This window comes from Actinosynnema sp. NPDC050436 (assembly GCF_040655415.1).
Classification (GTDB): domain Bacteria; phylum Actinomycetota; class Actinomycetes; order Mycobacteriales; family Pseudonocardiaceae; genus Actinosynnema.
Genome location: NZ_JBFAJV010000001.1, coordinates 534,149 through 559,780, shown reverse-complemented (window position 1 = coordinate 559,780; position 25,632 = coordinate 534,149). Strand labels below are relative to the sequence as shown.

At 72.6% G+C, this 25,632-nt stretch carries 24 protein-coding genes; 11 read left to right on the top strand and 13 right to left on the bottom strand.

Features of this window, described 5'->3' with window-relative positions:
* The first annotated feature begins 85 nt into the window (after window positions 1-85).
* Window positions 86-1,399, top strand: coding sequence for a hypothetical protein (locus AB0I60_RS02310; protein WP_360725299.1), 1,314 nt, complete (start codon window positions 86-88; stop codon window positions 1,397-1,399).
* A 128-nt stretch (window positions 1,400-1,527) separates the two neighbouring features.
* Entirely contained in the window at window positions 1,528-3,915 is a 2,388-nt protein-coding gene (locus tag AB0I60_RS02305) for a polysaccharide lyase 8 family protein (RefSeq protein ID WP_360725297.1), read from the top strand.
* Between the two features lie 38 nt (window positions 3,916-3,953).
* Here the strand turns inward: AB0I60_RS02305 and AB0I60_RS02300 are convergent, their stop codons facing one another.
* From AB0I60_RS02300 to AB0I60_RS02290, 3 genes are read right to left on the bottom strand one after another with little or no spacing between them, the layout of a single operon-like run.
* Entirely contained in the window at window positions 3,954-5,099 is a 1,146-nt protein-coding gene (locus AB0I60_RS02300) for an MFS transporter (RefSeq protein ID WP_360725295.1), read from the bottom strand.
* A complete protein-coding gene (locus AB0I60_RS02295) occupies window positions 5,096-5,797 on the bottom strand; it encodes an SDR family NAD(P)-dependent oxidoreductase (RefSeq protein ID WP_360725293.1) in 702 nt (233 codons plus the stop codon). Before AB0I60_RS02295 ends, AB0I60_RS02300 begins: the two co-directional genes overlap by 4 nt.
* Window positions 5,794-7,218 carry an AprD4 family radical SAM diol-dehydratase gene (locus AB0I60_RS02290; protein WP_360725291.1) on the bottom strand — a complete coding sequence of 475 codons (1,425 nt, stop codon included), beginning with the start codon at window positions 7,216-7,218 and terminating at the stop codon, window positions 5,794-5,796. Before AB0I60_RS02290 ends, AB0I60_RS02295 begins: the two co-directional genes overlap by 4 nt.
* Window positions 7,219-7,480: 262 nt before the next feature.
* Here AB0I60_RS02290 and AB0I60_RS02285 point away from each other — a divergent pair, with 262 nt between their 5' ends.
* Entirely contained in the window at window positions 7,481-8,194 is a 714-nt protein-coding gene (locus tag AB0I60_RS02285) for a helix-turn-helix transcriptional regulator (protein ID WP_360725289.1), read from the top strand.
* Window positions 8,195-8,543: 349 nt separating this feature from the next.
* The gene (locus AB0I60_RS02280) at window positions 8,544-8,792 is read left to right on the top strand and encodes a hypothetical protein (RefSeq protein WP_360725287.1); all 249 of its coding nucleotides are present in this window, start codon (window positions 8,544-8,546) and stop codon (window positions 8,790-8,792) included.
* A gap of 77 nt (window positions 8,793-8,869) precedes the next feature.
* Here AB0I60_RS02280 and AB0I60_RS02275 read toward each other — a convergent pair whose 3' ends face one another.
* Window positions 8,870-10,318: a hypothetical protein gene (locus AB0I60_RS02275; protein ID WP_360725285.1), complete on the bottom strand. Its 1,449-nt coding sequence runs from the start codon at window positions 10,316-10,318 to the stop codon at window positions 8,870-8,872.
* Window positions 10,319-10,606: 288 nt separating this feature from the next.
* Between AB0I60_RS02275 and AB0I60_RS02270 the strand changes: the two genes are divergently transcribed.
* Together AB0I60_RS02270 and AB0I60_RS02265 are read left to right on the top strand one after the other, a co-directional pair.
* Complete coding sequence (locus AB0I60_RS02270; protein ID WP_360725283.1) at window positions 10,607-11,848, top strand: histidine kinase; 1,242 nt, start codon at window positions 10,607-10,609, stop codon at window positions 11,846-11,848.
* Entirely contained in the window at window positions 11,845-12,507 is a 663-nt protein-coding gene (locus AB0I60_RS02265; protein ID WP_360725281.1) for a response regulator transcription factor, read from the top strand. The genes AB0I60_RS02270 and AB0I60_RS02265 overlap by 4 nt, the downstream gene beginning before the upstream one ends.
* 8 nt (window positions 12,508-12,515) lie before the next feature.
* Here AB0I60_RS02265 and AB0I60_RS02260 read toward each other — a convergent pair whose 3' ends face one another.
* Genes AB0I60_RS02260 through AB0I60_RS02245 form a run of 4 tightly spaced genes read right to left on the bottom strand, consistent with a single transcriptional unit; the run spans window position 12,516 to window position 17,644 of the window.
* Window positions 12,516-12,920 (bottom strand): hypothetical protein, encoded by a 405-nt coding sequence (locus AB0I60_RS02260; RefSeq protein WP_360725279.1) that lies wholly within the window; start codon window positions 12,918-12,920, stop codon window positions 12,516-12,518.
* Complete coding sequence (locus AB0I60_RS02255) at window positions 12,917-13,933, bottom strand: hypothetical protein (protein WP_360725277.1); 1,017 nt, start codon at window positions 13,931-13,933, stop codon at window positions 12,917-12,919. Before AB0I60_RS02255 ends, AB0I60_RS02260 begins: the two co-directional genes overlap by 4 nt.
* On the bottom strand, window positions 13,930-16,257 hold the full coding sequence (locus tag AB0I60_RS02250; RefSeq protein ID WP_360725276.1) for a hypothetical protein: 2,328 nt from the start codon (window positions 16,255-16,257) through the stop codon (window positions 13,930-13,932). The genes AB0I60_RS02255 and AB0I60_RS02250 overlap by 4 nt, the downstream gene beginning before the upstream one ends.
* Entirely contained in the window at window positions 16,247-17,644 is a 1,398-nt protein-coding gene (locus tag AB0I60_RS02245) for a BTAD domain-containing putative transcriptional regulator (RefSeq protein WP_360725274.1), read from the bottom strand. Before AB0I60_RS02245 ends, AB0I60_RS02250 begins: the two co-directional genes overlap by 11 nt.
* Before the next feature lie 204 nt (window positions 17,645-17,848).
* On the opposite strand from AB0I60_RS02245, the gene AB0I60_RS02240 reads away from it, so the two are divergent.
* Complete coding sequence (locus AB0I60_RS02240) at window positions 17,849-18,046, top strand: DUF397 domain-containing protein (protein WP_360725272.1); 198 nt, start codon at window positions 17,849-17,851, stop codon at window positions 18,044-18,046.
* 43 nt (window positions 18,047-18,089) lie between these two features.
* Here AB0I60_RS02240 and AB0I60_RS02235 read toward each other — a convergent pair whose 3' ends face one another.
* The 3 genes from AB0I60_RS02235 to AB0I60_RS02225 form a co-directional block, all read right to left on the bottom strand.
* The gene (locus AB0I60_RS02235; RefSeq protein ID WP_360725270.1) at window positions 18,090-18,971 is read right to left on the bottom strand and encodes a helix-turn-helix transcriptional regulator; all 882 of its coding nucleotides are present in this window, start codon (window positions 18,969-18,971) and stop codon (window positions 18,090-18,092) included.
* A complete protein-coding gene (locus tag AB0I60_RS02230) occupies window positions 18,962-19,387 on the bottom strand; it encodes a hypothetical protein (RefSeq protein ID WP_360725268.1) in 426 nt (141 codons plus the stop codon). Before AB0I60_RS02230 ends, AB0I60_RS02235 begins: the two co-directional genes overlap by 10 nt.
* A gap of 455 nt (window positions 19,388-19,842) precedes the next feature.
* Window positions 19,843-20,301 (bottom strand): VOC family protein, encoded by a 459-nt coding sequence (locus AB0I60_RS02225; RefSeq protein WP_360725267.1) that lies wholly within the window; start codon window positions 20,299-20,301, stop codon window positions 19,843-19,845.
* A 395-nt stretch (window positions 20,302-20,696) separates the two neighbouring features.
* Here AB0I60_RS02225 and AB0I60_RS02220 point away from each other — a divergent pair, with 395 nt between their 5' ends.
* Together AB0I60_RS02220 and AB0I60_RS02215 are read left to right on the top strand one after the other, a co-directional pair.
* Window positions 20,697-22,313 (top strand): carboxypeptidase-like regulatory domain-containing protein, encoded by a 1,617-nt coding sequence (locus AB0I60_RS02220; RefSeq protein WP_360725265.1) that lies wholly within the window; start codon window positions 20,697-20,699, stop codon window positions 22,311-22,313.
* Window positions 22,310-22,444, top strand: a complete 135-nt coding sequence (locus AB0I60_RS02215) for a hypothetical protein (protein ID WP_360725263.1) — start codon at window positions 22,310-22,312, stop codon at window positions 22,442-22,444. Before AB0I60_RS02220 ends, AB0I60_RS02215 begins: the two co-directional genes overlap by 4 nt.
* A 108-nt stretch (window positions 22,445-22,552) precedes the next feature.
* On the opposite strand, the gene AB0I60_RS02210 is transcribed toward AB0I60_RS02215, so the two are convergent.
* Window positions 22,553-22,699: a hypothetical protein gene (locus AB0I60_RS02210; RefSeq protein ID WP_360725260.1), complete on the bottom strand. Its 147-nt coding sequence runs from the start codon at window positions 22,697-22,699 to the stop codon at window positions 22,553-22,555.
* A 39-nt stretch (window positions 22,700-22,738) separates the two neighbouring features.
* Here AB0I60_RS02210 and AB0I60_RS02205 point away from each other — a divergent pair, with 39 nt between their 5' ends.
* Window positions 22,739-23,701 carry a phosphotransferase gene (locus AB0I60_RS02205; protein ID WP_360725258.1) on the top strand — a complete coding sequence of 321 codons (963 nt, stop codon included), beginning with the start codon at window positions 22,739-22,741 and terminating at the stop codon, window positions 23,699-23,701.
* Between the two features lie 130 nt (window positions 23,702-23,831).
* Complete coding sequence (locus AB0I60_RS02200) at window positions 23,832-24,827, top strand: hypothetical protein (protein WP_360725256.1); 996 nt, start codon at window positions 23,832-23,834, stop codon at window positions 24,825-24,827.
* Window positions 24,828-24,924: 97 nt separating this feature from the next.
* On the opposite strand, the gene AB0I60_RS02195 is transcribed toward AB0I60_RS02200, so the two are convergent.
* Window positions 24,925-25,614 carry a response regulator transcription factor gene (locus AB0I60_RS02195; RefSeq protein ID WP_360725254.1) on the bottom strand — a complete coding sequence of 230 codons (690 nt, stop codon included), beginning with the start codon at window positions 25,612-25,614 and terminating at the stop codon, window positions 24,925-24,927.
* Window positions 25,615-25,632 lie beyond the last annotated feature (18 nt).

Here is a 25,632-nt window from a genome sequence, read left to right as displayed (position 1 = left end):
ATCGCGGGCCGGACACCCGGCGGACACCGCCCCGTTGAGTAGTTGCACGGATGCACGGGCGGGGCCGGCGGTCCAGGCTGGGCGCGTGAGCGACGTGGGGGAGCGTTCCGCGCCGGCGCGGCGTGGTGTCCGGTGGGCGTTGGCGCAGGTCGCGCTGGCCGGGCTGGTCGGCGCGGTGATCGCGCCGGTCGGCAGCGTGATGCTGGTCGCCGGCCTGTTCGGCGGGTGGCCCGTCCTCGCCGTCATGGTGGTGGGCTTCGCGGTCGTGCTCACCGGGGCGTTGGCGGCGGTGGCGCTGGTGGTGCCCGGGGAGGCGCGGCTGTGCGGCAGGCGCGGTGGTCGCGTGGGCTGGGCACTGCTGGTCGGTGGCGCCGGGTACGCGCTGTGGCTGCTCGGGTGGGCGGTCGGCGACGAACTCGGATGGGGTCTCAGCCGGTCGTCGTCGGTGTGGGTACCGGCGGGGGTGGTGCCGTTCGCGCTGGTGGCGGGGCTGTTGCTGCGGCGGTGGTACCTGTCGCTGGGGTCGTTGGCCGTGCTCGCCGGGGTCGGGTTGTTCGTGCTCGACGCCGTCGCGGCCACCATGCCGTCCGACCGTGAGCAGCGGTTGAGCGCCGCGCCGCCCTATGAGCTGTACGTGGCCGACGTGCCGGGGTACCACCCCGAGACGAACCGGACCACGTGGGAATTGCGGCCGGACGACCCGGGCCCGCCGACGCCGCCGGTCCACGTCACGTTGCACGCGCTGGAGGACACGGTGCCGACCGCGCCGGACTGCCTGCCGGTCACCTACGAAGGTCAAGATCCGTGTGAGCAGGAACAACCGGGCCTGTCGTACGTGAAGGGCGAGCGCGAGCACACGTACTACCACCGCGTGCGCGGCGTGCGGATCGCGCTCACCGCGCCGCAGTCGGTCGACCGTGCGGCGTTGCGGCAATCGGTGCTCGCGGTGCGCTGGGTCGAGCCGGAGGGCACGGTGGTCACGGACGTGCCCGGCTACTCGGTCTCCTACGCGTCTGCGGCGGGGACGAGCTTCCTGCCGAACGACCGGACGTTGCTGCCCGGTGCGCGGGACATCGGCTTCACCACGCAGCCCGTGACGGGCACGCAGCCCGGCGGCTGCCTGCCGGAGGAGAAGGCGTGCGAGGTCGAGTCGCCCTCGTTGCGCTTTGTGCGGTCCGAGGTCGATCACCAGTACGTGCGGGTGGTGGGGACCACGGAGGTGAGGGTCCGAGGAGGGATGGCGGTCGGCAGGGATGTGCTGCGCGCCGCCGTGCTGGCCGCGCACCCGGCCACCGAGGCGGACCTGTCGAGGATCCTGCCGGCGGCGCAGTGGCCGAAGCCGGAGCCTTCGGTGTTGGGGGCGGTGCGCGAGGTGGCCCGCTCGCTGTTCGGCCGCTGACCGGTTCCTGTCTGTCCATAGTGGACACATTCGGTGGTCGGAGCGGTCGGTGTTGTGGGATCGTTCCCAACGGTTACCGTCGGTGCACGTGCGTCACCTCAGCGAGGTCGGGGGTCCTGGTGAGTCCGGTGTCGAGGCGGTTGTTCCTGGCTGCGGCGGTGGGCGGGGGGTTGCTCGCGGGAGCGGCGCCCGCGTCGGCCAGTGAGTTCGCGGGCCTGCGGGTGCGGTGGCGGGACCTGTTGCTCGGTACGGGGTTCAACCCGACCGTGGAACCGTTCCGGTCGCGGCTGGAGGGGCTGGGGAACTCCGCCGAGCGGTACCTGAAGAGCATCAAACCGGTATCGGGGTCGTTGTGGCCGGACGCGGTGTTCGCCGATCCGGAACCGGACGACGACCCGGAGTCGGTCGGGTACTCCGGGAAGATCCGCGACAGCTACGACCGCCTGCGCACCATGGCCTTCGCCTACAACCAGCCCGGCACCCGGTACACCCACGACACCAAGCTGCTCAAGGCCACCCTCGACGGGTTGGTGCACCTGGAGAAGGAGGTCTACCACGCGAACGGCAGCACCTACGGCAACTGGTACCACTGGCGGATCGGTGCCCCGCAGGCGTTGCTGGACACCTGCGTGCTGCTGTACGAGCACATCCCGGCCGACGCGCTGGCCCGCTACCTGGCCGCCGTCGACCACTTCGTGCCCAACCGGGAGGTGGAGGACCGTCCGGGTGTGAGCCTGGGGTCCAACCGGGTCAACCACTGCCAGGTGCTCGCGCTGCGCGGGGTGCTCGGTGAGCGGGCGGACAAGGTCGAGCTGGCCCGGGACGCGCTGACCGCCGCGATGGCGTACGTCACCAGCGGGGACGGCATCTACCGCGACGGGTCCTTCATCCAGCACGGGAAGCTGCCCTACGCCGGCGCTTACGGCGTGGACTACCTCACGGGCCTGGGGCTGCTGTTCGCCCTGCTGGCCGACTCGACGTGGCAGGTCACCCACCCCAACCGGCAGGTGGTGCTCGGTTCGGTGGAGCGCACCTGGGCGCCGCTGATCTTCGACGGCCTGGTGTTCGACGCGGTATCCGGACGCGCGATCAGCCGTGGGCTGCGCGCCGGCACGGGACCGGGCAGCGCCCAGGACGACGACCACGCCCGTGGGCACGCGCTGATCGCCGGGATCGCCCTGCTGGCGAAGGGCGTGCCCGCGAACGAGCGCGCCTGCTGGCACCGCCTGGTGAAGGGCTGGGTCGAACGCGACACCTACCGGCCGGTGCTGACCGACCGCGCGGTCGACTTCGCGAGCCTGACCCGGTTGACCGCCATCGCCGCCGACCCCGCCGTCACCGCGCTGCCCGAACCGGTCGAGCACCGCCTGTTCCCGCAGACCGACCGGGCCGTGCACCGGGGGTCGGGGTGGGCGGCGGTGGTGAGCATGGCGTCCCGCCGGATCGCGCACTACGAGTACGGCAACGGGGAGAACCTGCGCGGCTGGCACACCGGTTCCGGGATGCTGTCGTGGTGGGGTGATCGCGGCCAGTACTCCGACGGGTTCTGGCCCACCGTCGACCCCTACCGGCTGCCCGGCACCACGGCGTCCGCCAAGCAGCTGGTGGACGGCCACGGCGGAGAGTACGGCCTGCCCACGCCCGAGGCGGACTGGGTGGGCGGCACCACCGACGGCACTTGCGCCGCCGTCGGGCAGCACCTGCGCGGGCTGAACTCCACGTTGAGCGCCCGCAAGTCCTGGTTCTTCGCCGACGACGCCGTCGTCTGCCTCGGTGCCGGCATCGGCTGCCGGGACAACGCCACCGTGCGGACCGTGGTGGACAACCGCAACCTCGGCGAGGCGGGGACCGCCGTGCTCACCGTCGACGGCACGGCCCAACCCACCGGGTTCCCCTGGTCGGCGAGCCTGGAGAAGGTCGGCTGGGCGCACCTGGCAGGCCACGGCGGCTACCTGTTCCCGGACCGCCCGACCGTGCGGGCCCAGCGCGAGCAGCGCACGGGCCGCTGGCGCGACATCAACACCGGCGGCTCGACGGATCCGGTGACCCGCCGCTACCAGACCCTCTGGTACGACCACGGCACTGCTCCGAGCGCCGGCGCGTACCGCTACGTCCTGCTCCCCGGTGCCACCGCCGAGAGCACCGCGACCCGCGCGGCTGCGGCGGACTGGTTGACCGTCCTGTCCAACACCGCGAGCGCCCAAGGCGTCGCATTACCGCGCATCGGCGTGACCGCCGTGAACTTCTGGACCGCCGGCACCGTGCCACCGCTGACGGCGACCGCGCCGTGCTCGGTGCTCGTGCGTGTCGACGAGGACGGCACCGCCACCCTCTGCGTCGCGGCCCCGACCCGTGACGTCCGAGCGCTGACCGTGACCTGGCAACACCCGGTGACCGCAGTCCTGTCCACCCCACCCACCGTGACCGCGACCCGCACCGGCCAGTCGTTCGCGGTGGACTTCGGCGACCTGAGCACCACGAACGGGGCCACCCAATCCCTCCACCTCCGCCTCTGACCGCCGGCACGGCGGCGTCGTTGCCACGCGAAGCCCGGTCACACCCTGCTCGCGGTGCACGCGACCAGGACGGTTGCCAGGCCGATGGTGGCGAGTGCGGCTTGGAGCGACGCAGTGTGCGCGACCAGACCGATCACCGGCGGAGCCAGCAGCCAGCCGGTGTACCCGGCCGTGGACAGGGCGGCGATGGACGTGCCCAGGTCGTAGCCACCGCGACCGGCGGCGGAGAACGTCAGCGGCAGGACCGTGGCCACCCCCAGCCCCAGTACGGCGAACGCGGCGATCGTGACCGGCAGGGTGGGTGCCAGCAGGGCCGTGGCGAGGGCGATGCCGCCGGCCAGCGTGGTGGTGCGCAGCAGGCGCGGTGCGCCCACGCGGGCCGCCACCCGGTCGCCGGCGAACCGGCCGACGGCCATCGCCAGGATGAACGCCGAGTACCCCCACGCGGCGACTGCTTCGGGGGCGCGGAGGGCGGAGGCGAGGTAGACCGCGCTCCAGTCGGCCATCGCCGCTTCCGCGAACAGGCCGCAGAACGCCGTCGCGCCCAGCACCAGCAGGCTCCGGTCGGGAACCGCGAAGACCCGGCCCGGTGGGGTGCGCGGGCGTGGGGGGACACCGGCCAACCCACGCCTGGTGCACACCGCGACCACGAGCAGGACCGCACCCGCCGCACCCAGGTTGACCGGCGCGCTCACGCCCGCCTCTGCCACCGCACCCGACGTCGAGGAGCCGATCAGCGCTCCGATGCTCCACAGGCCGTGCAGCCGGGACAGGATCGGGCGGCCGTAGTGCTCCTGCACGGTCACCGCGTGCACGTTCATCGCCACGTCCAGCGCGCCGCCGGCGGCTCCGAACGACAGCAGCACGACGAACAGCGTCGCTGCGGACGGCGCGTGCGGGATGGCAGCCGTGGTGATCGCCGTCACGGCGACCGCGCTCGACGTCGTGACCCGGCTGCCCCACCGGGCCACCAGGCGGGCGGTCGCGGGCATCGCGGCCACTCCGCCGATGGCGGCCCCCGCGAGCACGAAGGCCAGTTCGGCGGCGGACAGGCCCCGGGTGCTCTGCACCCAGGGGATGCGGGCGAACCAACTCCCCAACGCGATCCCGTAGCAGCCGAACACGACCGCCAGGGCCACGCGGGGGCCGAGGGCCCTGTCCTCTTCCGACGGCAGCCGCGTCACGGTCGCGCGGACCGCGTCGGGAGGTCACGCGCGGTGAGCACCGCTCCGGTCCGCCGCACCGCGCTCGCCGCCCAGGCCACCAGCTCCGCAGCCGTGTCCAGGTCGTCGGGTGCGTCCGGCCCGCCCATGTCGGTGGGTATCCAGCCGGGGTCGACCGAGTTGACCAGGATGTCGTCGCGGTGCAGCGCAACGGCCAGGTTGGCGGTCAGGACGTCCAGCGCCGCCTTCGACATCCGGTAGGCGCTGTGGGTCCCGTCGGCGCGGTCGGCGCGCGCTTCGGCGCTGCTGACGTTGACCACCCGGCCGCTGCCCGAGGCGCGGAGCAGCGATCGGAACGCCTGCACCACCAGCAGCGGGCCGACGCAGTTGGTCGCCAGCGTGGAGGAGCACACCTGTGCCGTCACCCCGTCCAGACCGCCGTCGTCCGCCGGGTACACGCCCGCGTTGTTCACCACCGCGTGCAGGCCGGCGGTGCGGGCGGCCACGCTCTGCTCCGCAGACGCCACGGATGCCGGGTCGGTCACGTCCAGCAGGACGCCTTCGGCGCGCCAACCCCGCTCACGCAGCCCGGACACGACCTCGTCGGCCGCGTGCTCACGGCGGTGCCCGACCAGCACCAGCCATCCCCGCGCGGCCAGCACCTCCGCAGTGCGCCTGCCCAGGCCCCGGTTGCCGCCGGTGATGAGCGCCGAGGTCACGACGCGTGCGGGGCGTCGACCCAGCCGCGCAGTCGTCGCGCGTACCCCGCCAGGGCATCACGGGGAGCCTGGCCGCCGCCGATGGAGCGCAGCTCGGCGACCAGTTCCAGCGCCTCCACCAGGTCCCGCTCGTCCAGGTGGTCCGTGCGCATCACCGCGTCGAAGCTGGTGAAGCCGGACTGGTCGCCGGAGATCCAGCCCTTGTCGAGCGCGAGGTCGTGCAGCTCGGTGCCGGGGTAGGGGGTGATGACGCTGATGTGGAACCGGTCGGCGGGCAGACCCAGCTCGACCACCAGTTCCAGCGTGTGCGCGATGGAGTGCCGGGTCTCGCCCGGCAGGCCGAACAGCAGCAGGAAGAACAACCGCAGCCCGGATTCAGCGGCGGTGGCGTGCAGTGCCCGGACGGTGTCCAGGCGCAGGCGCTTGCGCACGGAAGAGGACTGCAGCCCGGCGTCGCCGCTCTCCACCCCGACCTCCGCCCCCGCGCACCCGGCGGCCACCATCGCCCGAACCAGTTCCGGGTCGAGCCGGTCCACCCTGGTCTCGCACCACCAGCGGATGCCGGTGTTCGCTCGCTCCAGGGCCGCGCACAACTCCACCGTCCGCCGCCGGTCGAACGTGAACACCGGGTCGCGGAAGACCACCGCCGTGATGCCGAGCGCCGCGCACTGCTCGAACTCCGCCACGACCCGCGCCACCGGGTACATCCGGACCCTGGTGCCCTCGCCCAGCGGGTACGGGCAGTAGAACCGGCACGGGTAAGGGCACCCGAACCCGGAGTTCATGGTGGTGACCAAGTGCCCCGGCAGCTGGGGGAAGGTGTAGTCGCGGTGGTCGACCAGGTCACGCGCGGGCAGCGGCTCGTCCTCGACGGGACCGAAGGCGTGCGCGGTGCTCATCGGTCCGCCGGGGCTCACCAGGCCCGGCACGGACTCTCCCGCCAGCACCCGCGTCACCGCCGGTACGGCCTCGGGCAGCAGCAGGCCCGCGCACCCGCTGCGGTCGAGCAGTTCCGCCCACTGGTCGAGGTGTCGCACGCTCGTGTAGGCGTAGGTAGTGGCACCCGCCGCCCCGAGCGCGGCCAGCCGCTCGGCGTCCTCGCGCAGGCTCGCCAACGCCACCTGGCCGATCACGACGTCGCCGGGCTCGGGCTGCGCCGGCCCGGTCACCTCCTCGTCCACCACCACCGGCACGTGCCCGGCCTGCCGCAGCACCCCCGCCAACCGCAGCAGGTCCAGCGGCGGCAGGAAGGTCCGTTCCGCAGGGTTGACCGTGCCCAGCCCACCCGCGTAGGTCCGCTGGAGATTGCGGCCGAAGGAAGTCCTCGGGCTCACCAAATGCACCCGTCGATCTCCGGCCACGCTGCGCCCCCGAATTCCGGCTGACCCGACATCGGATATGGAACCGCTCCGGTCCCGCATCCCTGTCTATCACCGGCGACGGTTCCTGGCCCCGGACGAATGGCAGAACTGCTCGAATGGAGCAGATGTGCCAACCCGCTTGTCATCAATTCCTATTCGCGGTCACCGTGGCCGGGTCGCGGGTGGACTGGCGCGCCCCGCCGGCGCGCGTCACTCGTACGTGTGGCCAGAGGCTCCTTTCCGGGGATGTACCGGGGTCCGCGGCGACGAGCACTGTGGACGTTGGTAGCGCCGTGGCCCACGCCGCCCGGTGGGGACCGGTGTGGCCGGCGCACGTGATCGGGGGAAGCGGATGACCACAGAAGGTGTTGCGGTACCGATCACCACCTCCGCCGAGTTCGGGTCGCACCTCCGGGACGTGCGCGGTCGGCTCACCCAGGCGGCGGTGGCCAGGCGGTCGGTGGTGGGGCGTTCGGCGTTGACGCGGCAGCGGACCTCGAACATCGAGAACGGGCTGTTGCCGACGCGCGACCAGTTGCGGTGTTTCCTCCACGGCTGTGGCAGGGGTGACCTGTTCGAGGAATTGGACGCCGTTCGAGCGGCTGTGGAGACCCGGTCCGGTGAAGTGTGCAGGCTTGATGGGCAGGACACCGACGCCGGCCCGGATCGACGTGGTGGTCCGAGGGTTCCGCGATGGGTGCGGCTCGTCGGGGGAGTGGTCGCGGTCGTCGGGTTTTCCGCCGCCACGGTGGCACTGGTCGGTGTTGGGAAGCCGGTCGAACCGGAATGTGCCGAGAACTTCATCTGCTTCTGGTCGGAGGCGGACTTCGGCGGTCGGAAATTGCAGCAACCGCCGGATTGGATCAGCACCACCCACTGCATCCGGCTGCCGCACAGCGTCCGGTCGGTGATGAACAACTCCCGGGAACGTCAGCGCGGTTATGCGAACTCCGACTGTTCGGACGCGGGAACGGTGCTCCAGCACCTGGGCGCTGTCGAGCGCGAGGTCGACTTCAACGCCTACAAGCACACCTGACGTCGGCGAGGTGTTCGTGCAGGTCACGACGTCACGTGACAAGCCCGACACGGGCGACGTCGCACAAGGTTGAACGGCGCGGCTGTTCCGTGCTGACCTGGTGGGGACCCGGCCCGACGAGAGCCGCCTTGGGGCCTGAAGGCCCGGCGGCGAGGCTGTGGGAATCCATTCCAGGAGGAGAATAACAATGACCGCACAACGACGTGGGAACCGTACGGCAGCAATCATCCCGGTGGTCGCCCTGGCGCTGTTCACCGGGGCGGCTGCGGCATCGGCCGACGAGGGAACGGGTGGGAGTGCCCGCTGGGAGACGTGTTATGGCGACCCTGCGCCGAAACCGTGCGGCCAGGTGCGCAACGACCTGAACACGCCGGTCGACGTCTACGGCAACCGGGTGAGTTCGACCAGTTGCCAGGGTTCGGGGCCGAAGAAGGTGGTTCCGGCCCGAGGTCACTCGGACAGCAACCTCGACGTCGACGCTTTCCACGTCCCGAGCGGCTTCAAGTGGAAGGTCAACGGCTCCTGGGAGGGGCCGAACGAGTGGATCTGCGTGCACAACGGTCGGACCGCGCACATCCAGGGTGCGATCCGCGCCTGAACGGACCCACCGGGGAGGTCGGCCGGTGTTCGGGTGAACGCCGCGCCGACCTCCGCCGACCAGGCTGGCGCACCCGGTCAGCGGGTCTTCTCCGGGTGGTGCACTTCGAGGTCGCCGTACGCCGACAGCACGTCGGCCAGGTCGCCGGGCTTGTCCCGGAGCACGGTGTCCAGGAAGGCGAGCGTGGTCTCGGCGACGACGCGGGGGCTGTCGGTGCGACCCAGGGAGCCGACGATGGACGGCACGGGCGGCAGGTACAGGGGGCCGTCCATGAAGGTCAGGTGCGCGGAGTCGGGGACGGTCAGGCGGTAGTTCGTCGCGGTGCCGAGCGCGAGCACCTCGGTGAGGCGGGGGAGGTAGCGCGGGTCGGTGGCCGGGGTGATGGCCTGGGTGAGCGCCAGCGTCGGCTGGTCGAGGGCGGGCTCGGTGGGGCCGTGCGGGTAGCCGTCCAGGTTGACGACGGCGTCGATCCGCCGATCCTGCCGGGCCGCTTGGAGCGCGGCGGCCCCGCCCATGGAGTGACCGGTGCCGGCCACCCGGCTGGTGTCGAGGTGTCCGGTCAGCGGGTCGGCGGCCTCGCCCCGGTCCAGACCCTCCAGGCGGGTCAGGGCGAAGCCGAGGTCGGCGGCCCGGATCGCCGTCCACTCGACCGACAGCACGGCGTCCTGGTCGCGGTCGCCGGTGGAGACGGTGGCGCTGCCGATCGTCCGGCCGTCCGCGAGGACGACGGCGGCCGAGTCGTACGGGTGGTCGAGCGCGGCGACGACGTAGCCGTGGCCGGCCAGTTCCTCGGCCCACGCGGTGTTCTGGGTGCGCACCCCGGTCGCCCCGGGGGAGAACAGCACGACGGGGAACCGTCCGTCGGCCACCGGGGCGTCGAAGACCGACTGGGTGCGGGCGCGCGGAACTCCGTCCATCAGGAAGTCCGGCAGGCCGACTCCGCGCGCGAGCGCTTCGGCGACGGTGCGCGCTTCGTCCTCCGTGCGCCCGAGGTACTGGGCGCGCCGGGCGTCTTCGGGGCTCTGCTGCGCGGGGTACCAGAGCTGGACGACGACCGTGCGCTGGTCGTTCGGGTCGGCGGTGAAGGTCTCGGGCCGGTCCGGGTCGGTCCACTCCAGCACGCGGGTGCCGACCGCGAACTCGCCCGACGGTGCGGGGAACACGGGCACGGGGAACGCCCAGGCGGCCACCGGGCCGGTGGCGACCAGGCCGACGCAGGCCAGCGAACCCGGCAGCGCCAGCCACCAGCGGGCCCGCCACGCCGTCCGGCCGGTGCGGCGGCGCAGCAGGGGGGAGAGGGCGAAGGGCAGCGCGAGCGCAGCGCCTGCCAGCACCGGCACCATCTGCCAGCGCAGCCCCCCGACCACCACCACGAGTGCGGACAGCAGGAAGACGGCTCCCGCCGCGATCGTGGCGCGGGGGCGGGCGGCGGCGGGGAGCCACCGCGCCACCACCAGCGCGACGGCGCCGAGCAACGCGAGCAGTTCGGGCAGGGACACGTGCAGTCCCGGGATGATCTCGTTCACCAGGCCATCGTCGGTGCCGGGCGTGCCCGTCCACATCGCTCCCGGGTCGTCGCTGCGTGCAGACCGCAGTGGCAGTCCGGGGCCGGTCGCGTGCCCTCGCCAGTGGCAAGCGAGCACCCCGGATCAGCGCCCGGTTTGCGACCACGGGAGGTACGGGGACTCCTCCTGCGGTCGTAGTCCGGCGCGGCGGCATCAGACGCCGGGTTCATGTGCAGCGCGGGCCTGCGGCCTACCGTGGGCGGTGGCCCCGGCCGGGGCCGCTCTCGCGCCGGATCGACAGGACGTGTGATGACCGAGGTGGCTGCGGGGCCCGTCGACCACCGGGGGGCACCGGCCCTGGCGAGGTGCGCCGACCTGGTGTCCGCGCGGGTGGCGCTCCTGGTGGGAGCCGCCGGGCGGCTGCCACCCGTGTTGTGGGACTCGCTGCTGCCGGCGCTCCTCCTGCTCAACGTCGTGACCACCTACCCGGCGCAGGAGCTGCCGCTCGCCGTGTCCCTCACCGCCGCCCTGTCACTGCCCCTGGTGTGGCGGCGACGGGCACCGCTCGCGGTGTTCGGCGTGGTGGCCGCCGCAGCCCTCGTCCAGTGGCTGGTGGACGTCCAACTGCCGGCCGACATCGCCCTGCTGGTGGCCCTCTACACGGCAGCTGCGAACTCGGGTCGGCGCGGCACGCTCGTCGCCGCCGCCATCGTGGAGGCGGGGGCCGTCCTGGCGTGCCTGCGCTGGTCCGCGGAAGGCGCGTTCCTGACCCCGTTCGTCGCGGTCACCGCGATGGTCGTCGCCGCCGCCGTGCTCGGGGTGAACGTGCGGACCACGCGCGCCTACCTCGCGGCCGTGGAGGAACGGGCCGTGCGCCTGGAGCAGGAGCAGCAGCAGCAGGCCCGGGTGGCCGTCGCGGAGGAGAGGACGCGCATCACCCGCGAGATGCACGACATCGTGACCCACAACCTGTCCGTCATGGTCGCCCTCACCGACGCCGCCGTCTACGCGCAGCACCGGTCGCCGGACAAGGCCACCGCCGCGATGCTCCAGATCTCCGAGACGGGCCGCCAAGCGCTGACCGACATGCGGCGTTCCCTGGGCATCCTGCGCGCCGACGAACCGGACGCGGACCGCCACCCGTTGCCCGGCATCGCGCAACTGGAGGCCCTCGCCGACCAGATGTGCGCGGCCGGCCTGCCCACCCGCCTCGACGTCCACGGCGACCACGCGCACGTGCCCGCCACCGCGCAGCTGACCGTCTACCGCCTGGTGCAGGAAGCCCTGACCAACACCCTCAAGCACACGCCCGCCGGCACCCGCGCCGAGGTCCGCATCCGGTGTTCGACCGGGACCGTCACCGTGGACGTGACCGACAGCGGCCCCGGCACGCCCCGTCCGGGCACCGCACCACCCGGCCACGGCATCTCCGGGATGCGCGAGCGCTCGGCCGCCTACGGGGGCGCGCTGCAGGCCGGACCGCTCCCGGGCGGCGGCTGGGGAGTCCACACCAGACTGCTGCTCGGCGGCAGCGGCGCGGTGCCCGCATGACGATCCGCGTCCTGATCGCCGACGACGAAGCGCTGCTGCGCATGGCTTTCAGCACGGTGCTGGAGGCGCAGCCCGACATGGCACCGGTCGGCGAGGCCGAGGACGGCGCCCAAGCCGTGCGCCTCGCCCGGGAGCTGCTCCCCGACATCGTCCTCATGGACGTCCGGATGCCCGGCACCGACGGGATCGAGGCGACCCGGCAGGTCGTCCGGGCGAGCCCGCAGACCAGGGTGCTGATCCTGACCACGTTCGACCTGGACGAGTACGCCTTCGCCGGGCTCGGCGCCGGGGCGTCGGGCTTCCTGCTGAAGAACACCAGGCCCGAGGAGCTGCTCGCCGCGATCCGCACCGTGGCCGCCGGCGACGCGGTGGTCTCCCCGCGCGTCACCCGCCGCCTGCTGGAGAAGTTCCGCCCGCACATCCCCGACCGCACCCGCACCGACCGCGACGAGCGGCTGGGCCGGCTCAGCGCCCGCGAGCGCGAGGTGCTCGTCCAGGTGGGCTCCGGCCTGTCCAACACCGAGATCGCAGCCGCCCTGCACCTGGCGGAGGCGACCGTGAAGTCCCACCTCGGCCGCATCCTGCACAAGCTCGAACTCCGCGACCGGATCCAGGCCGTGGTCTTCGCCTACGAGAGCCGGCTCATCCACCCGTCCTGACGCCCCGTTCACCAGGGCGTCACGAGGTCGAGCGACAGCGCTGCGGCGAACAACCCCGTCAGGACCGCCACCAGCGGCGCAGGCAGCGCCTGGAACGCCCCCGCTGCGGTGTGCAGCACGGCCGACAGCGACCGGTTGATCCAGAACGTGGTCCGACCGACGAAGTCCCCGTAGGTGTAGGCGAACGACGACGGGGTCTTCTCGCCGCGCCGGTTCCGGGTGCTCCAGCGGTACTCGGGGAAGATCAGCAGCACGGCCGCAGCGGCGACGGCACCGCGCAGCACCGCCGCCGCCAGGCGCAGCAGGAACGGCATCGCCCAGCGCGTGGCCAGGCAGGCGCACCCCGCCACGGCCGCGACGAACAGGACGTCCGGCGGGACGAGCGGGCCGACGACCCTGACGGCGAGCGTCACGGGAGGCCCGCGCTGCCGTTGCCGCTCGCCACCGTCTCCCTGATCGCCTCGGCGGTGGGGATCCGGCGCGGCTGCCCGCTGCCGGTGAGCACCCGGAAGATCGACTCCTGCGCCATCTGGAGGGCGGTCCGCACCTGGTCGTCGATCTGCCAGCGGTCGAGCGCGTCCGATTCGAGCAGGCGGTTCATGAAGTCGAAGGTCGCCCGCAGGCGGCTGTCCCGCTCGTCCACGAGCACCTTGACCACGGTGCCGATGTCCCGGGGTTGCAGGGTGAGCTGCAACGCGAACTGGTCGAAGTCGCCCTCGGCGATGATGGTCCGGAAGTGGTCGACCTTCCGCTGGATGTCCGACTGCCCGATGCTCGTGTCGTCCATCGCCAGGCGGACGTGCGGTCGCACGCGCAGGCCCCGGTCCGCGCCCAGCGAGTCGTCGTCCAGCTCCTCGTTGGCGCAGTTCTCGGCCTCGGCGGCGTCCGCGATGTCGAACCGGCGCGTCACCGCCCGCAGCCGGGCGAGCAGGCGCGGGGACAGGGCCCTGCGCACGTCGGTGACACCGGCCTGGACGACCTGCGCCGGGTCGGTCACCTGCCACTCCAGGTCGACCGTCGCCTTGAAGTGGACCTTGTCCCCGCGACTGGGCAGCTCGGCCTCGACGGTGGACACGTGGATGCCGAGGTCGACTTCGTAGACCGTGCGGACCCGGTTCCACACCAGCTCGCCGGTGGTGGGCTGGCCCGTCGCCGGGTAGGTGAGGCAGTTCCCCGACCGCGTGACGAACACCCGGGCGACCCGGGCCCCGACCGGCAGCCGCCGGTAGAGCAGCTCGAACCGCTTGACGTGCAGCTCGTCCACGATCGGGCTGCCCGGGTCGGGTTTCGCGACGGGCGCGGGCGGCTGCGCGCGGTCCTTCACGCCCTCGGCCTCCGGCGGCCGTTGCTCCTGCTGCGCGCGGTCCGGTGCGGCGTCCGGTCCGGCGTCCGGCTCGGGGGACGGCCGGGGCTCCGACTGGGTCATGACGCTTCCTCTCTGGGCGCGGGGACGCGGATGGCGGCTTCGAGCAGCCGGGCGGCGTCGTCCTTGAGCGGGTCGCTCCAGTCGTGCCGCAGACGGTTGACCAGGTGGTGGAGGCGGCGCACGTCGACCTCGTCGTGCACCAGGTGCGGCACGAAGGCGGTCAGCGCGCGCAGGCACTCGCCGTCCTTCTCCGCCGCCCGGATCCACGGCCCGAACAGGTACCTGGCCACGAAGTCGCCCCGCCGCCCGCGCAGCCCCCACCGCAGCAGGTCGGCGATCGGCGCGGCCAGGTGCGGCTGCTCGTCCTGCAGCGCCAGCAGCAGCGGCCAGTGCTCCCGGGTCCGGGGCGTCGGGCGTTCCACCCGCCCGGCGGACAGCCCGAGCTGGTCGAGGGTGAAGCCGTGCATGTGGATCAGGTGGAGCATCGCCCACCAGGCGAGCTTGCGGACGCTCTGCCGGTCGCTGGAGGTCCACTCGGCGAGCTTGCCCAGCACCGGCTCCACCTCGCCGAACGCGAACAGGTTCGCCACGCTGTAGCCCGAGATCCGCACCAGGTCCAGGTTCGTCCACTCGTCCAGCGCCGACTGCTGCTCGGACGGCGTGCCCAGGACGCGCAGCTCCTCGAACGTCGAGTCGATCGACCGCCGCCCGAGGTCGTAGCCCAGCGCCGACGCGGCGGTCCAGCGCTCGGCGTCCGTGCCGTACCGGCGCCAGTTCCGCAGCCGCTCGTCCACCGCGTCCGCGACCCGTTCGTCCCGCGCGGCCTGGTCGAGCGCGACGGCCGCGAACAGCCTGCGCTGCCTCCTCCGCCTGCCCGTCGCCGCGGCACCGGGGCGGATCATGTCCTCGAACGTGGAGTGGAAGTCCAGTGAGCAGAACAGCCCGGTCGCCTGCGCGGCCCGCACCCAGACCATCGGGCGGCCGTCCTTGCTCAGCGACTTGAGCCACCCGACCATGTGGTTGCGCAGGCCGTGGTGGTTCTTCCACACGTAGCTGAGCAGCACCACCGGGAGCCGGTCGTCGGCGTACTTGGCGAGCCCGACCGGCACCCGCTCCAGGCCGACCGACAGCAGGCCCTCCACCACCTCGGCCCGCGACTTCGGCAACCGGCTCTGGTGGTCGTCGGCGAACAGCGAGGACTGGCCGGTGGACACCCCCTTGGCGTCCTTGACGAACAGGTCGGCGAGCCGGCGGCCGGCCTCCGCGACCATGTTGTAGGGCGACCGGTTCAGCACCGCCAGCGCGATGCGGAACGCCGCCAGCCGCAGCGCGTCGCCCAGCGCCGCCGAGCGGAGCCCCGCCAGCCCGGCGAACCACTCCACGACCTGGCGGTGCACGAGCTGGGCGGCCTGGGCCTCGACCTCGTCCAGGCTGATGGCCCTGCGCCCGTACTCGGCGAGCAGGCGGGCCATCCGGGCGACCTCCACCGGCCGTGGGGCCGGGCCGAGCGCCCGGCGCAACCGGTGGGATTCTTCGAGCCTGCGCAACAGGACCTGCGCGTCCTGGCCGTCCTCGCGCACCTCTTCCCCGAGGTGGTTCTCCAGCACCCGGTCGGACTCCGGCGGGCTGTACGGCACCGCGTAGCCGTCCAGGTGCCGCCCCTGGAGGTCGCCGCGCTCGGCGATCAGGACGATGCTGCTGCCGTTGTCCTCCATCAGGTTGCGCAGCTTGTCGAGCTGGGTCTCGCTCGTGGAAGCGCCCGCCGCGCCGAGGAGTTCCACGACGTAGCCGTGCCCGCTCGCGCAGTCGTCCGACGTGAGCGCGCCGATGTCCTGCCCGGCGTCGAACCGGGAGATCACCTCGCACCCCACGTCGTCCAGCAGGCGCACGGCCGTGGTGAAGCGACCCGTGCCGGGTTCGCCGCAGAGCACCAGCACCCGGCGGTCGCCCAGGGTCGACAGCATCTCGTCGTACTCGGCGACCGGCACGTACCGGGCGCGCACCGCTTCCAGCTCGTCCTCGTGCACCGAACCGGACCGGCGCTTGCCGCCACGGCCCGCCGCGTAGTGGTAGTGCCGGTCCCCGACGTGCATCTCGTCCACCAGGGAATCCCGGATGAACGCCATCGGGCCGTCGGTGGTGAGGTTGCGGCCCTCGTCGTACGCCTCGCCGAACGCGCGCCGGTCCGACCCGTACGAGGCGTCCGGGTCGCCGCTGTCCGCAGCCGCCTTGCCGGTGCCCGCGCCGTCCTTGGCCGCCGACGGGTTCTTCTCGCCGCCCTTGGCCGGACCCGGGCTTCGCTCGCCGCCCTTCGCGGGTCCGCTGCCGGGGGTGCCGCTGTCCGCCGGCCGGTCGGAACCCCCGCTCGCGCCGTCACCGCTCATCGCGACCCCGCTCGTCCACGTTGATCACCGTTGCGCTGTAGAGCTTTCCGACCCGTGCCCGGCCTTGGACGTACACGTTGGGTCCCGTGAGCACGTCCCCCGAGCGGGTTCCGCGACGTGGTTCGTCGTCCCGGACCGGTCTCGGCGGCACCGAGTAGCCCGGCACGCGCACCCACCCGCCCGAGGGCTCCTCGACCTGCCGGTAGGAGCGCAGCTCGTTCGGGGCTCCCCGGCGGCGCACGACCGACTCGTGCAGCTCGTCCGACACGACGACGACGAGGTTCTTGGTCCGGGCGGCGGCCAGCACCCGCCTGGCGTAGTCGGAACCGGCCAGCTCGGTGGCCGACTCCTCGTCCTCGACGCAGACGCCCACCTGCACCGGGGAGCGGACCTCGGCGGCGATCCGGTCGAGCCACGACGTGACCACCTCCTCGCGCGGCACGTCGGCGGGCACCACGCAGACCAACCGGTCGTCCACGACACCGATGTCGACGCCGGCCCGGTGGAACGTCCGCGAGATCGCCGCGCGCAGTGCGGCCACGTCGTCGTCGGGCCGCAACACCACGACCAGCTCCCGCCGGGCTTCCCGGACGGGCGGCAGCGGCACGGGGACCGCGTGGGCCGGGCGCGGCGCGACGGGCCGGCGCGCTCCCTCGGCGTTGTCCATGACCAGCCGCTGCAACTTGACGAGTTCCGCGTCCACCACGAGTCCTCCGTTGTCGACGACGTGCTTGCGGTGCGTGGCGAAGGTGTCGAGCGCGTCCTGGGTGCGCCCGGAGAAGTGCAGGGAGCGCATCGCGAGGCGGGTGACCTCGGCGTTGTCGGGGTGTTCCAGGAACAGGTGGACCAGGCCCGGTACGCACTCGCGGTACCGCCCCTGGTCGATCTCGATCCCGGCGAGGCGGATCCGGGCGGCGAGCCGCTGCTCGACCAGCGCGGCCCGGTAGGCGTCGACCCGCCGGCTCCGCAACGCCGCCAGCGGCACCCCCTCGGCCAGTTCCAGCGCCTGCGCGAGCAGCGTGGCCGCCTGGCCGTCGCCGGCGGAGCGGGCCCGCGCCGTCAACGCCTCGAACCGGCGGACGTCGACCTGCTCGTCCTCCACGGCCAACCGGCAGAGCCGGTTCCTGTTCTCCAGCAGGTCACCGATGCCGGCCGTGACGAGCCGACCGCGCAACCGCGTCATGTACCGGTCGATCTCCGACGCGGCACCGTCCGGGGCGTCGTCCCAGAGCCACTCGGGCAACGCGTCGCGCTGCACCGGGGCGCCACTGGCCGCGAGCGCGACGAGCAGGCACTTCTCCTTCTCGGTGCCGAGGTCCACGCGCTCGCCGCCGTGGTACGCCGCCACCTCGCCCCAGAGCCGGAATTCGACTGGTCGACCGGTCATCTTCGCCCTTTCGGTTCGGGTGTTCCGCCGTGGATGGGTGTGCGCCCGCGCGGCGGTCCTGCCGGTCGGGTGCAGCGGAGCTGCCAGTCGGGCGCAGCGGTCCTGCCAGTCGCTCCCAGTGCCACGGCGGGCTGTTCGGCCAGTTCGGCGATCCACGCTCTGCCCATGCATCGGAAAAGCCGGAGCGGAACGGGAGAAACGATCGTGGACGCGCAGAACAGGAACTGGAAGAAGAGCTCGTTCAGCGAGGGCGGCGGCGCGTGCGTCGAGGTGGCCATGGTCTCGAACGGCGTGCTCGTGCGGGATTCGAAGAACCCCGGCGGACCGGAGCTGTGGTTCACCTCCCTGGAGTGGATCGCCTTCCTCTACGGTGCGATGGCCGGCGAGTTCGGCCTGCGGTGACGAGCCGGTGGGTCGGGTGCCCGCGCTGGTCGCGGCACCCGGCTCAGCCGGTGGCCGAGCGGACGTCCTCGGCGAGGGAGACCAGCAACGAGCGGGCGCGGTCGCCGAAGACCGCCATCCGCTCCAGCCGGGACCAGTGGTTCTCGTACAGCTCGATGCCCTCGGCGTCCGTCACCTCGACGGGGCCGTGGATCATCTCGACCGCCACGAAGGTCCCCCGGCGCTCGTCGGGCCCCTCGTAGAGGACGAACCCGTGGGACAGGGTGGTCGACGCCTCGACCCCGAGCGGGATCAGGCCGAGGGACACGTTGTCGAGCGTGCTGATCGAGGCGAGCCGGTCGAGCTGGGCGAGCAGCAGCCGCGACGGGCCGGGCCGCCAGCGCAGGGCCGCCTCGGTGATCAGGAAGTCGAAGCGCCGCCCCGGCTCGAACACCAGGTGCTGGCGGCGCAGGCGCGCGGCGACGGCGGCCCCCCGGTCCTCGTCGGAGTAGGGCACCTGGAACAGGGAGAAGACGCGGCGCGCGTAGTCGGCGGTCTGGAGCAGACCGGGCACCACCGAGTGCTGGTAGGTGCGCACCCGGACCGCCATGGTCTCCAGGGCGTGCACCTCGTCCTGGAGGTGGCCCCGGTCCTGGAGCAGGGCGGGCCAGTGCCGCGCCTCGCGGTGCGCGATCCTGGTCAACGCGTCGAGGCGCTCCCTGGTGTCGGTGGACGCGTCCAGGGCGGCGCCCCACGCGGCCACCTCGGGGAGCGAGGGGAGCACGGTCCCCGCCTCGATCCTCGACACCTTCGACTGGCTCATCTCGATGCGCCGGCCGAGTTCGCGGCCCGAGACGCCGGACAGCCCGCGCAGCCGGCGCAGCTCCACGGCCAGCCGCGCGCGCCCGGTCGACGCCGAGTCGGTGCCCTCCGCCGTCACGTCCATCCGGCACTCCACCCCATTCCGAACGTTGATTCGACATGACTTGAAGTGATTCGATTTGAGTCGACACTCAAGCAGTGCGCTATTCCCGTGTCAAGCGCCTTCGGCCGGATGCCGGATAGTCCTGGTGAAAGAGAATTACCTGAGCTGTGCTCGACTTCGTGGATGACGCTCGGCGACGCGGGCGGTAGTCCGGCGCGTCGCGCGCGGGACGTGGTGCACGCCCAGCGGTCGTTGTAGCCGGAGTCGGCCCAGAACCGGCAGAAGCGGTCCACTGCCTCCCAGTCGAGCGGCGCGTTCACCGGCTGCTGCTCGTCGAGCGCGAAGCCTCGCGCGATGTCCTCGGCGCCCCACCGGTCCGCTGCCTCCGCGACTGCGGCGGGCGTGACGTCCGCCGGTGCGAGGAAGGGATCCAACATCCTTCCGACCCCGTGTCCTCGATGCCCGCCGAGTTCTGCTCCAGTTGGGACACCAGCCCGTCCGCCGGTGCGCAGGGACCGGCGGCTCTGGTCGGTGTTGCCGCCGACACCACGTCCTTCGGCATCGAGGACGAGGAGAATGAAGAGGCGCTGCTGTTCCTGTTCGGAGTGGGTGCGATCAGCCGGATCAAGGGGGTGGCAGGATTCGCTCAGCGAGTTCCGCGTCGTCACCGGGCGCGGCGACTACCGGACCTTCGCGGCCACCTTCGTACGCGGTGGTTCCGCCGCCCTCGACCTCCACAACCCGTGGCTGCCGAACGTCGACAGCCTCACGCCGGCACGGTCGGAGCACCTCCAGCCGCGGGCCGCGCGGTCGTCGCTGAAAGTCGGTCGTCGCATCGCCATCCCCGGTGTGCCGGCCTTCAGATCCCGTTCCGGCGTCGGTCGTTCACCGGTCATCCGATCTGCTCCGCCAGCGCGACCAGGATGCCCGCAGGGCCACGGAGGTAGCACAGCCGGTAGCTGTTCTCGTACTGCACCAGCTCGCCGAGGAGTTCGGCTCCGTGGGGCCGCAAGCGTTCGAGCACGTCCTCCATGTTCTCCACGGCGAACATGACCCGGTGCGCTCCCAGCGTGTTCGCCGGGGCGTGCGGGTCACCGTCCCGGCTCGGCGGCGTGTGGTACTTGGTCAGCTCCAGCCGCCCGTGCCCGTCCGGGGTGCGCATCATGGCGATGTCGGACCGGACTCCCCCCAGCCCGACGAGCCGGTCCACCACGCTGCCCTCGACCGTCGCTTCGCCTTCCAGCTCCAGCCCGAGTTCGGCGAAGAACGCCTTGGCCGCTGCGAGGTCGTCCACGACGATGGCGATGTTGTCCAATCGCTGTACCGTCCCACGCTTGTCGGTGTCGTTCATGGGGATTTCCCTTCGGTACTGGGACGCGTCCGAGCAGCCTGCCGCGCGCCGACTCCTCGATCCACTGACGAACGCGACAGTACTCAGGCACCCTCGACGGCCACTGGGCCGGCACTGCGCCGACTTCCTCGCGGCCCCGTCTCGCATGGCGACCGGTACAGGGATGCTGTGCCTTCGGCGGCGACGCAGCGTCCGTCAGGTGCCTTGTGAACGAGGTCGCGCACTCGGCACCGTAGGTGAGATCGCCCACCCCACCCCCTTAGGAGTGCGTGTATGCGCCCCTTCCTCGCCGCCCTCGTCCTGCACTCCTCGCCTTCGCCGCGCCCGTCCCCGCGATCGCGGTACCCGCGACCGAGACCTACGGCTACACCGCTTCCGCCGTCACACCGTCCTATGTGGAGGGTACGAACAAGACCACCCTAACCGGGGACAACGACGCGCGGTCGCTCCAACTCCCGTTCCCGTTGACCTTCTACGGCACCACGTACCGCTACGCCCTGCACGAGGTCGACGGCTTCCTCACCTTCGTCAACGCCGGCTACCCGCAGCCGCCGAAGCAGATTCCGTCACCGAACCGGCCCAACGCCGCCGTGTACGCGTTCTGGGACGACTTCGTCGTGGACGACCAGGCCGGTGTGTGGACCGGAGCGGACGGCGTCGCGCCGAATCGCCGCTACATCGTCGAGTGGCGCAACGTGACGCTCAAGTCGGTGCCCGGCAGCCGGTTGAGCGCGGAGCTGGTGTTCGGCGAGAACGGCGTGATCCTGCTCCAGTACCGGGGGCTCGACCAGGCCGCCGAGCGCTGCGCGACCGCGCCCGTCGGGATCGAGAACCCCGAGGGCACCAGTGCCGTCGTGTGGTCCGACCACCAGGACCGGCTGTCGGACAGTGCCGCCGTGCGGCTGCACGTGCCCGGCACCGCGATCGCCCGGGGCCTGATCACCGACGCCAACACCGGCACACCGTTCTCCGACGCCGTCCTGAGCGCCACCGCCGGCGGGCGGACCGCGACGACCAGGTCCGACTACGAAGGCCGCTACCAGTTGGAGATCCCCGCGACCGACGCCCGCGTCACGGTGAGCGCGCCCGGTTACGCGACCGACACCCTGACACCGGCACCCGCTCCCGAGCACGGTGCGGTCACGGCGGACCTGGCCATCAGGTCACCGATCCTCGAACCGCCGCCGGGCACGCTGGAGATCACCGTGCCGGCCGGCCGGAAGACCTCGGCGTCGGCACCCATCCGCAACACCGGCACCTCGGCCGGGTGGTTCTCGGCGGCCTGGGAGGTCGACGGCGGCTCCACCCCGCCGCGTCCCGGCACGACCGGTGCGCTGCGCTCGTGGGACCCCGAAGCCTCCGGCGTCGAGGACGGCTACGGCGTCGCCGAACTCGCCGGGGACGTGTGGGTCAGCGTGCCGTCGAAGCACGAACTGGTCCGGCTCACCCCGGACGGCATCGTGCGCAGCCGCACGACGCTGCCCGACACCGAGAACCCCTCGGATCTCGCGGTGGTCGGCGACCGGCTGTGCTACGTCACCGAGTCGACACCAGCCGGCGGCACCGTGATCCACTGCGTCCGCCCCCTGACCGGCGAGGTCGTCCCGCACCTCACCACCGCGCCCCAGGTCGTCGGCGGTCCGAGCGGCCTGGCCCACAACCCGCGCGCCGACGTCTTCCACCTGCCCTCGGCCCGGACGGCGACGTCTGGGTCTACCTGGCGACGGGCGACTACATCGGTCGCAGCGGCCGGATCGAGGCGATCGACCCGACCGACTGCCGGCACGGGAGCACCCTTGCCCCGGCCCCGATCGCGGGTCCGCTCAACGCGGCCGGCATCGAGGCCGACGCGGCGGGCAACGTCTGGGTGTACACCCACCCGTCGCTCCTGCGCCCGACCCCGGGGAAGGGCCCGGCGAACGTCGGCCTGCTCCAGACGCGGTTCCCGGTGCACACGGACCTGCCGTGGCTCACCGTCCTCGCGTCGCCCGCCTCCATCCCGCCGGGGGTGACCGGCCAGGTGCTCGCCGCCGTCGACGCGACGAACTTGCGGCCGGGCGTCCACAACGCCGCGCTGGAACTGGTCACGACCGGTCCCGGTACGCCGAGCATCGGTGTGCCGATCCGCCTGACCGTGCGGTGATCCGGAGGTCGTGAACGCCGATCTCGGACGCGTGAACCGCCCGCAACGCACGAACGGTGCCGGGCGGTCTCGACGGCTCCTGCGTCTCCGGTCCCGACCTCACCGACCTCACCGGCCACAGCGACCGATATGGGCGGGCGCGGACGCGGCGTCCGTTCGCGACGCGACCTGCGCTTCGGCCTGCGCGGTCAGGGCCGGCCCGCCGAGCAACGCCACCGCTGCCGTGGCGACCAGCGTGACTGTGCGGAAACCCATGGGTCGTCGTGGTCGGCGCGGTGTCGGTACGGTTGCGCGGTGATCGACGTCGACGTCGTGGTGACGGCGCTGGGCCGGTTCGGGTTGGCCGAGGAACCCGTCTCGTTCCCCGACCAGGGCGCGGACAACCTCACGGCCTTCGTCGGCTCAGGCGATCAGCGGTACGTGTTGCGGTGCTACGGCGTGACCGCCGCCGACGAGATCGATTTCGAGCTCGACCTGGTCGACCACCTGGTGGGCACCGGCTTCCCCGTCCCGGCCGTCGTGCGCACCCCCGCCGGCGGGCGGCGGGTCTTCGTGGGTGGGGTGCAGGCGGTGCTGTTCGACTTCGCGCCGGGTACCGCGATCGACCCGAGCCGGCCGGAGAGCGCGGCCCTGGTCGCCGACCTGGCCGCCCGCCTGCACACCGCCACGACCGGCTTCACCGGCGGCGAGCGTTCACGGTCTGACGAAGGGCGGCTGCGCGCTTTGCTCGACGCCCTGACCGACGACCCCGGCCTGGGCGGGAAGCAGGGTGCCGACCGGCTCGCCGGGCACGTGCGCGAGCTGCTGGGCGGACTCGCCGACCTCCGGGCGGCGCGGCTGCCTTCCGGTGCGGTGCACCACGACTACCACGCCGGCAACGTCCTGGTCCGCACGGGCGACGACGGCACGTCGGTCTCCGCCCTGCTGGACTTCGACGAGTCCTACGCCGGGCCGTTCGTGTTCGACGTCGCCGCAGTGCTCACCCAGTGGGGCAGGGGCGACGGCGACTGGTTCGACGTCCGGGTGATGCGGGACCTGCTCGGCGCGTACGAGCGGGTCCGGCCGCTCACGCCGGGGGAGCGGGCGGTCCTGCCGTTCGCGGTGCGGGTGTTCACCGCGGCGGACGCCGCCGAGTACGTCCTGCGCACCCACCGGGAGCGGCCGGACGCGTTCGAGCTGTCCGAGTGCCTCTCGCTCGACCTCTGCTACGCCCTGGCCGAACGGGACGACTGGCTGCGCGGGCTCGACCGGGGCTGACCGCCGCCGACCGGCCGAGGGGTCGGATGGGACGTGGTGGTTCACCCCCATGTCGCCCGCCGGGCGTCGTACGATCGCGGCACGCGGGTCTTCGCTCAACCACCTCCGGGTCGTGAGAAGGCAGGTCGTCATGACGACACGTGTGCTGTTCGTCCCGGACAACCGTGAACTGGACCTGTCCTGCCTCTCCGAGGACGACTACCGGAAGGTCACCTCGCTGCCGGGCCGGATCGGGCGCGGTGACCGCGTGCTGCTGTGCCTGGAAACGGCGGTGCCCGGCCAGGACGAGCTGTTCGTCCGGGTGCGCGACGGGGAGTACTGCGCAAGCCACTTCGTGAGCGGCGGCCACGGCGCGCACGAGATCGCGCGGGAGAGCGACGAGCACAAGCGGCAGAAGGACTACTGGCACCGGGCCGGCGACGACGCCGGCTACCGCTGTGACACCGGGCTGACGACGAGCACGGGGAGCGTCCTCGACGTGGCGATCCACGGCCCCGCTCCCACCGGAGTAGAGGTGCGGCGCTCCCGCACCACCCTGTCGACAGCGGGCGACCGCACCGCCCGGTCGCACCGGGCCGGCTGGTTGTCGTTGTGGTTCACCGCCGCGGAGCGCTCGCCGAAGTGGTTCCACCGGGTGCCCTCGGTGGGCTGCAACCACCTCCCGTGGGACGACCTGCCGCCCAGGGGGTCGGCCGTGGCCACCGGCCTGCGCCGGGTCGACGCCGCCAGGTGCACCGTGCACAACTTCGCCAGGTGCCCGGACCACCGCCGTCGCCACTGCGGGGGCGACCACCCGGTGCTCAGGCCGTGGGCGGGCCTGACCCTGGACCACGTGGCGGCCCTGGTCCCCGCCGGCCGAGCGGTGCCGCTGCTGACCACCGGCCGCTCCGTGTACCTCGTGCCCGCGAACGACCTCCGGCTCTACGAGTCGCTGACCGGCAGGTCCGCCCGCTACGCCCCGGGGCTGCCGGCCGGCACCGGGGGCCGCACGCCGTCGCGCGGCACCGGCTCCCGCGCGGAGTGCGCGAGGTGCGGCAACCGGCTCCTCTGGACGCGCCCCGGCCGCGTGCTCTGCGAGCGCTGCAACCCGATCATGCGCCTCCCGACCGGTCCCCGCCCGCTCTGACCGGCCGAGGAGGGCCGACCGGCCGACGCGCCGGGTGGGGACCAGGTGCCCCGAGTGGTGGTGACCGGCTGCGGCGGCGGGCGGCCCTCCTCCGTGGTCAGCCCTCGCCCAGGCGGAAGCCGACACCGCGCACGGTGACGATCCACTCGTTCGAGCCGAGCTTGTTGCGCAGGCTGCTCACGTGCGTGTCGACGGTGCGACGCGACCAGGAGTCCCCCCACACCTGTTCCATGATCGCACTGCGCGGCACCACCGTCTCGGGGTGCGACGCCAGCAGGTAGAGCAGGTCGAATTCTTTTCGGGTGAGTTCGATCCGCTTGCCCGCGAGTATCACCTCGCGCAGCTTCGCGTCGATTCGCAATGAGCCGCGTGACACCGTGGGCGCGGGTGCGGCCCTGGGGCGGGCGCGGCGCATCACGGCGTCGATGCGGGCCATGAGTTCGCGGAACCCGTACGGCTTGACCAGATAATCGTCGGCACCGGACTGGAGGCCCAGCACGCAGTCCAGTTCGGCGCTGCGCGCCGTGACGGCGATCAGCGGCACGTCGCACACCGCGCGGATCGCCCGGCACACCTCGATGCCGTCCAGGTCCGGCAGTTCCAGGTCGAGCAGCACGAGGTCGGCGTTGTGGTGGAGGCGGACGGCCTCGGAACCGGTCTCGACGCTGTAGACGTCGTGGCCCTGCCTGCGCAGCCAGGTGACCAGGTTCTCCTTGTCGCTGACGTTGCTCTCGACCACGAGCACGCGCCACGTGGCCGAGACGTTCCGCCCACTCGGCGCGGGCACCCAAGTGCTCGCTAAGTC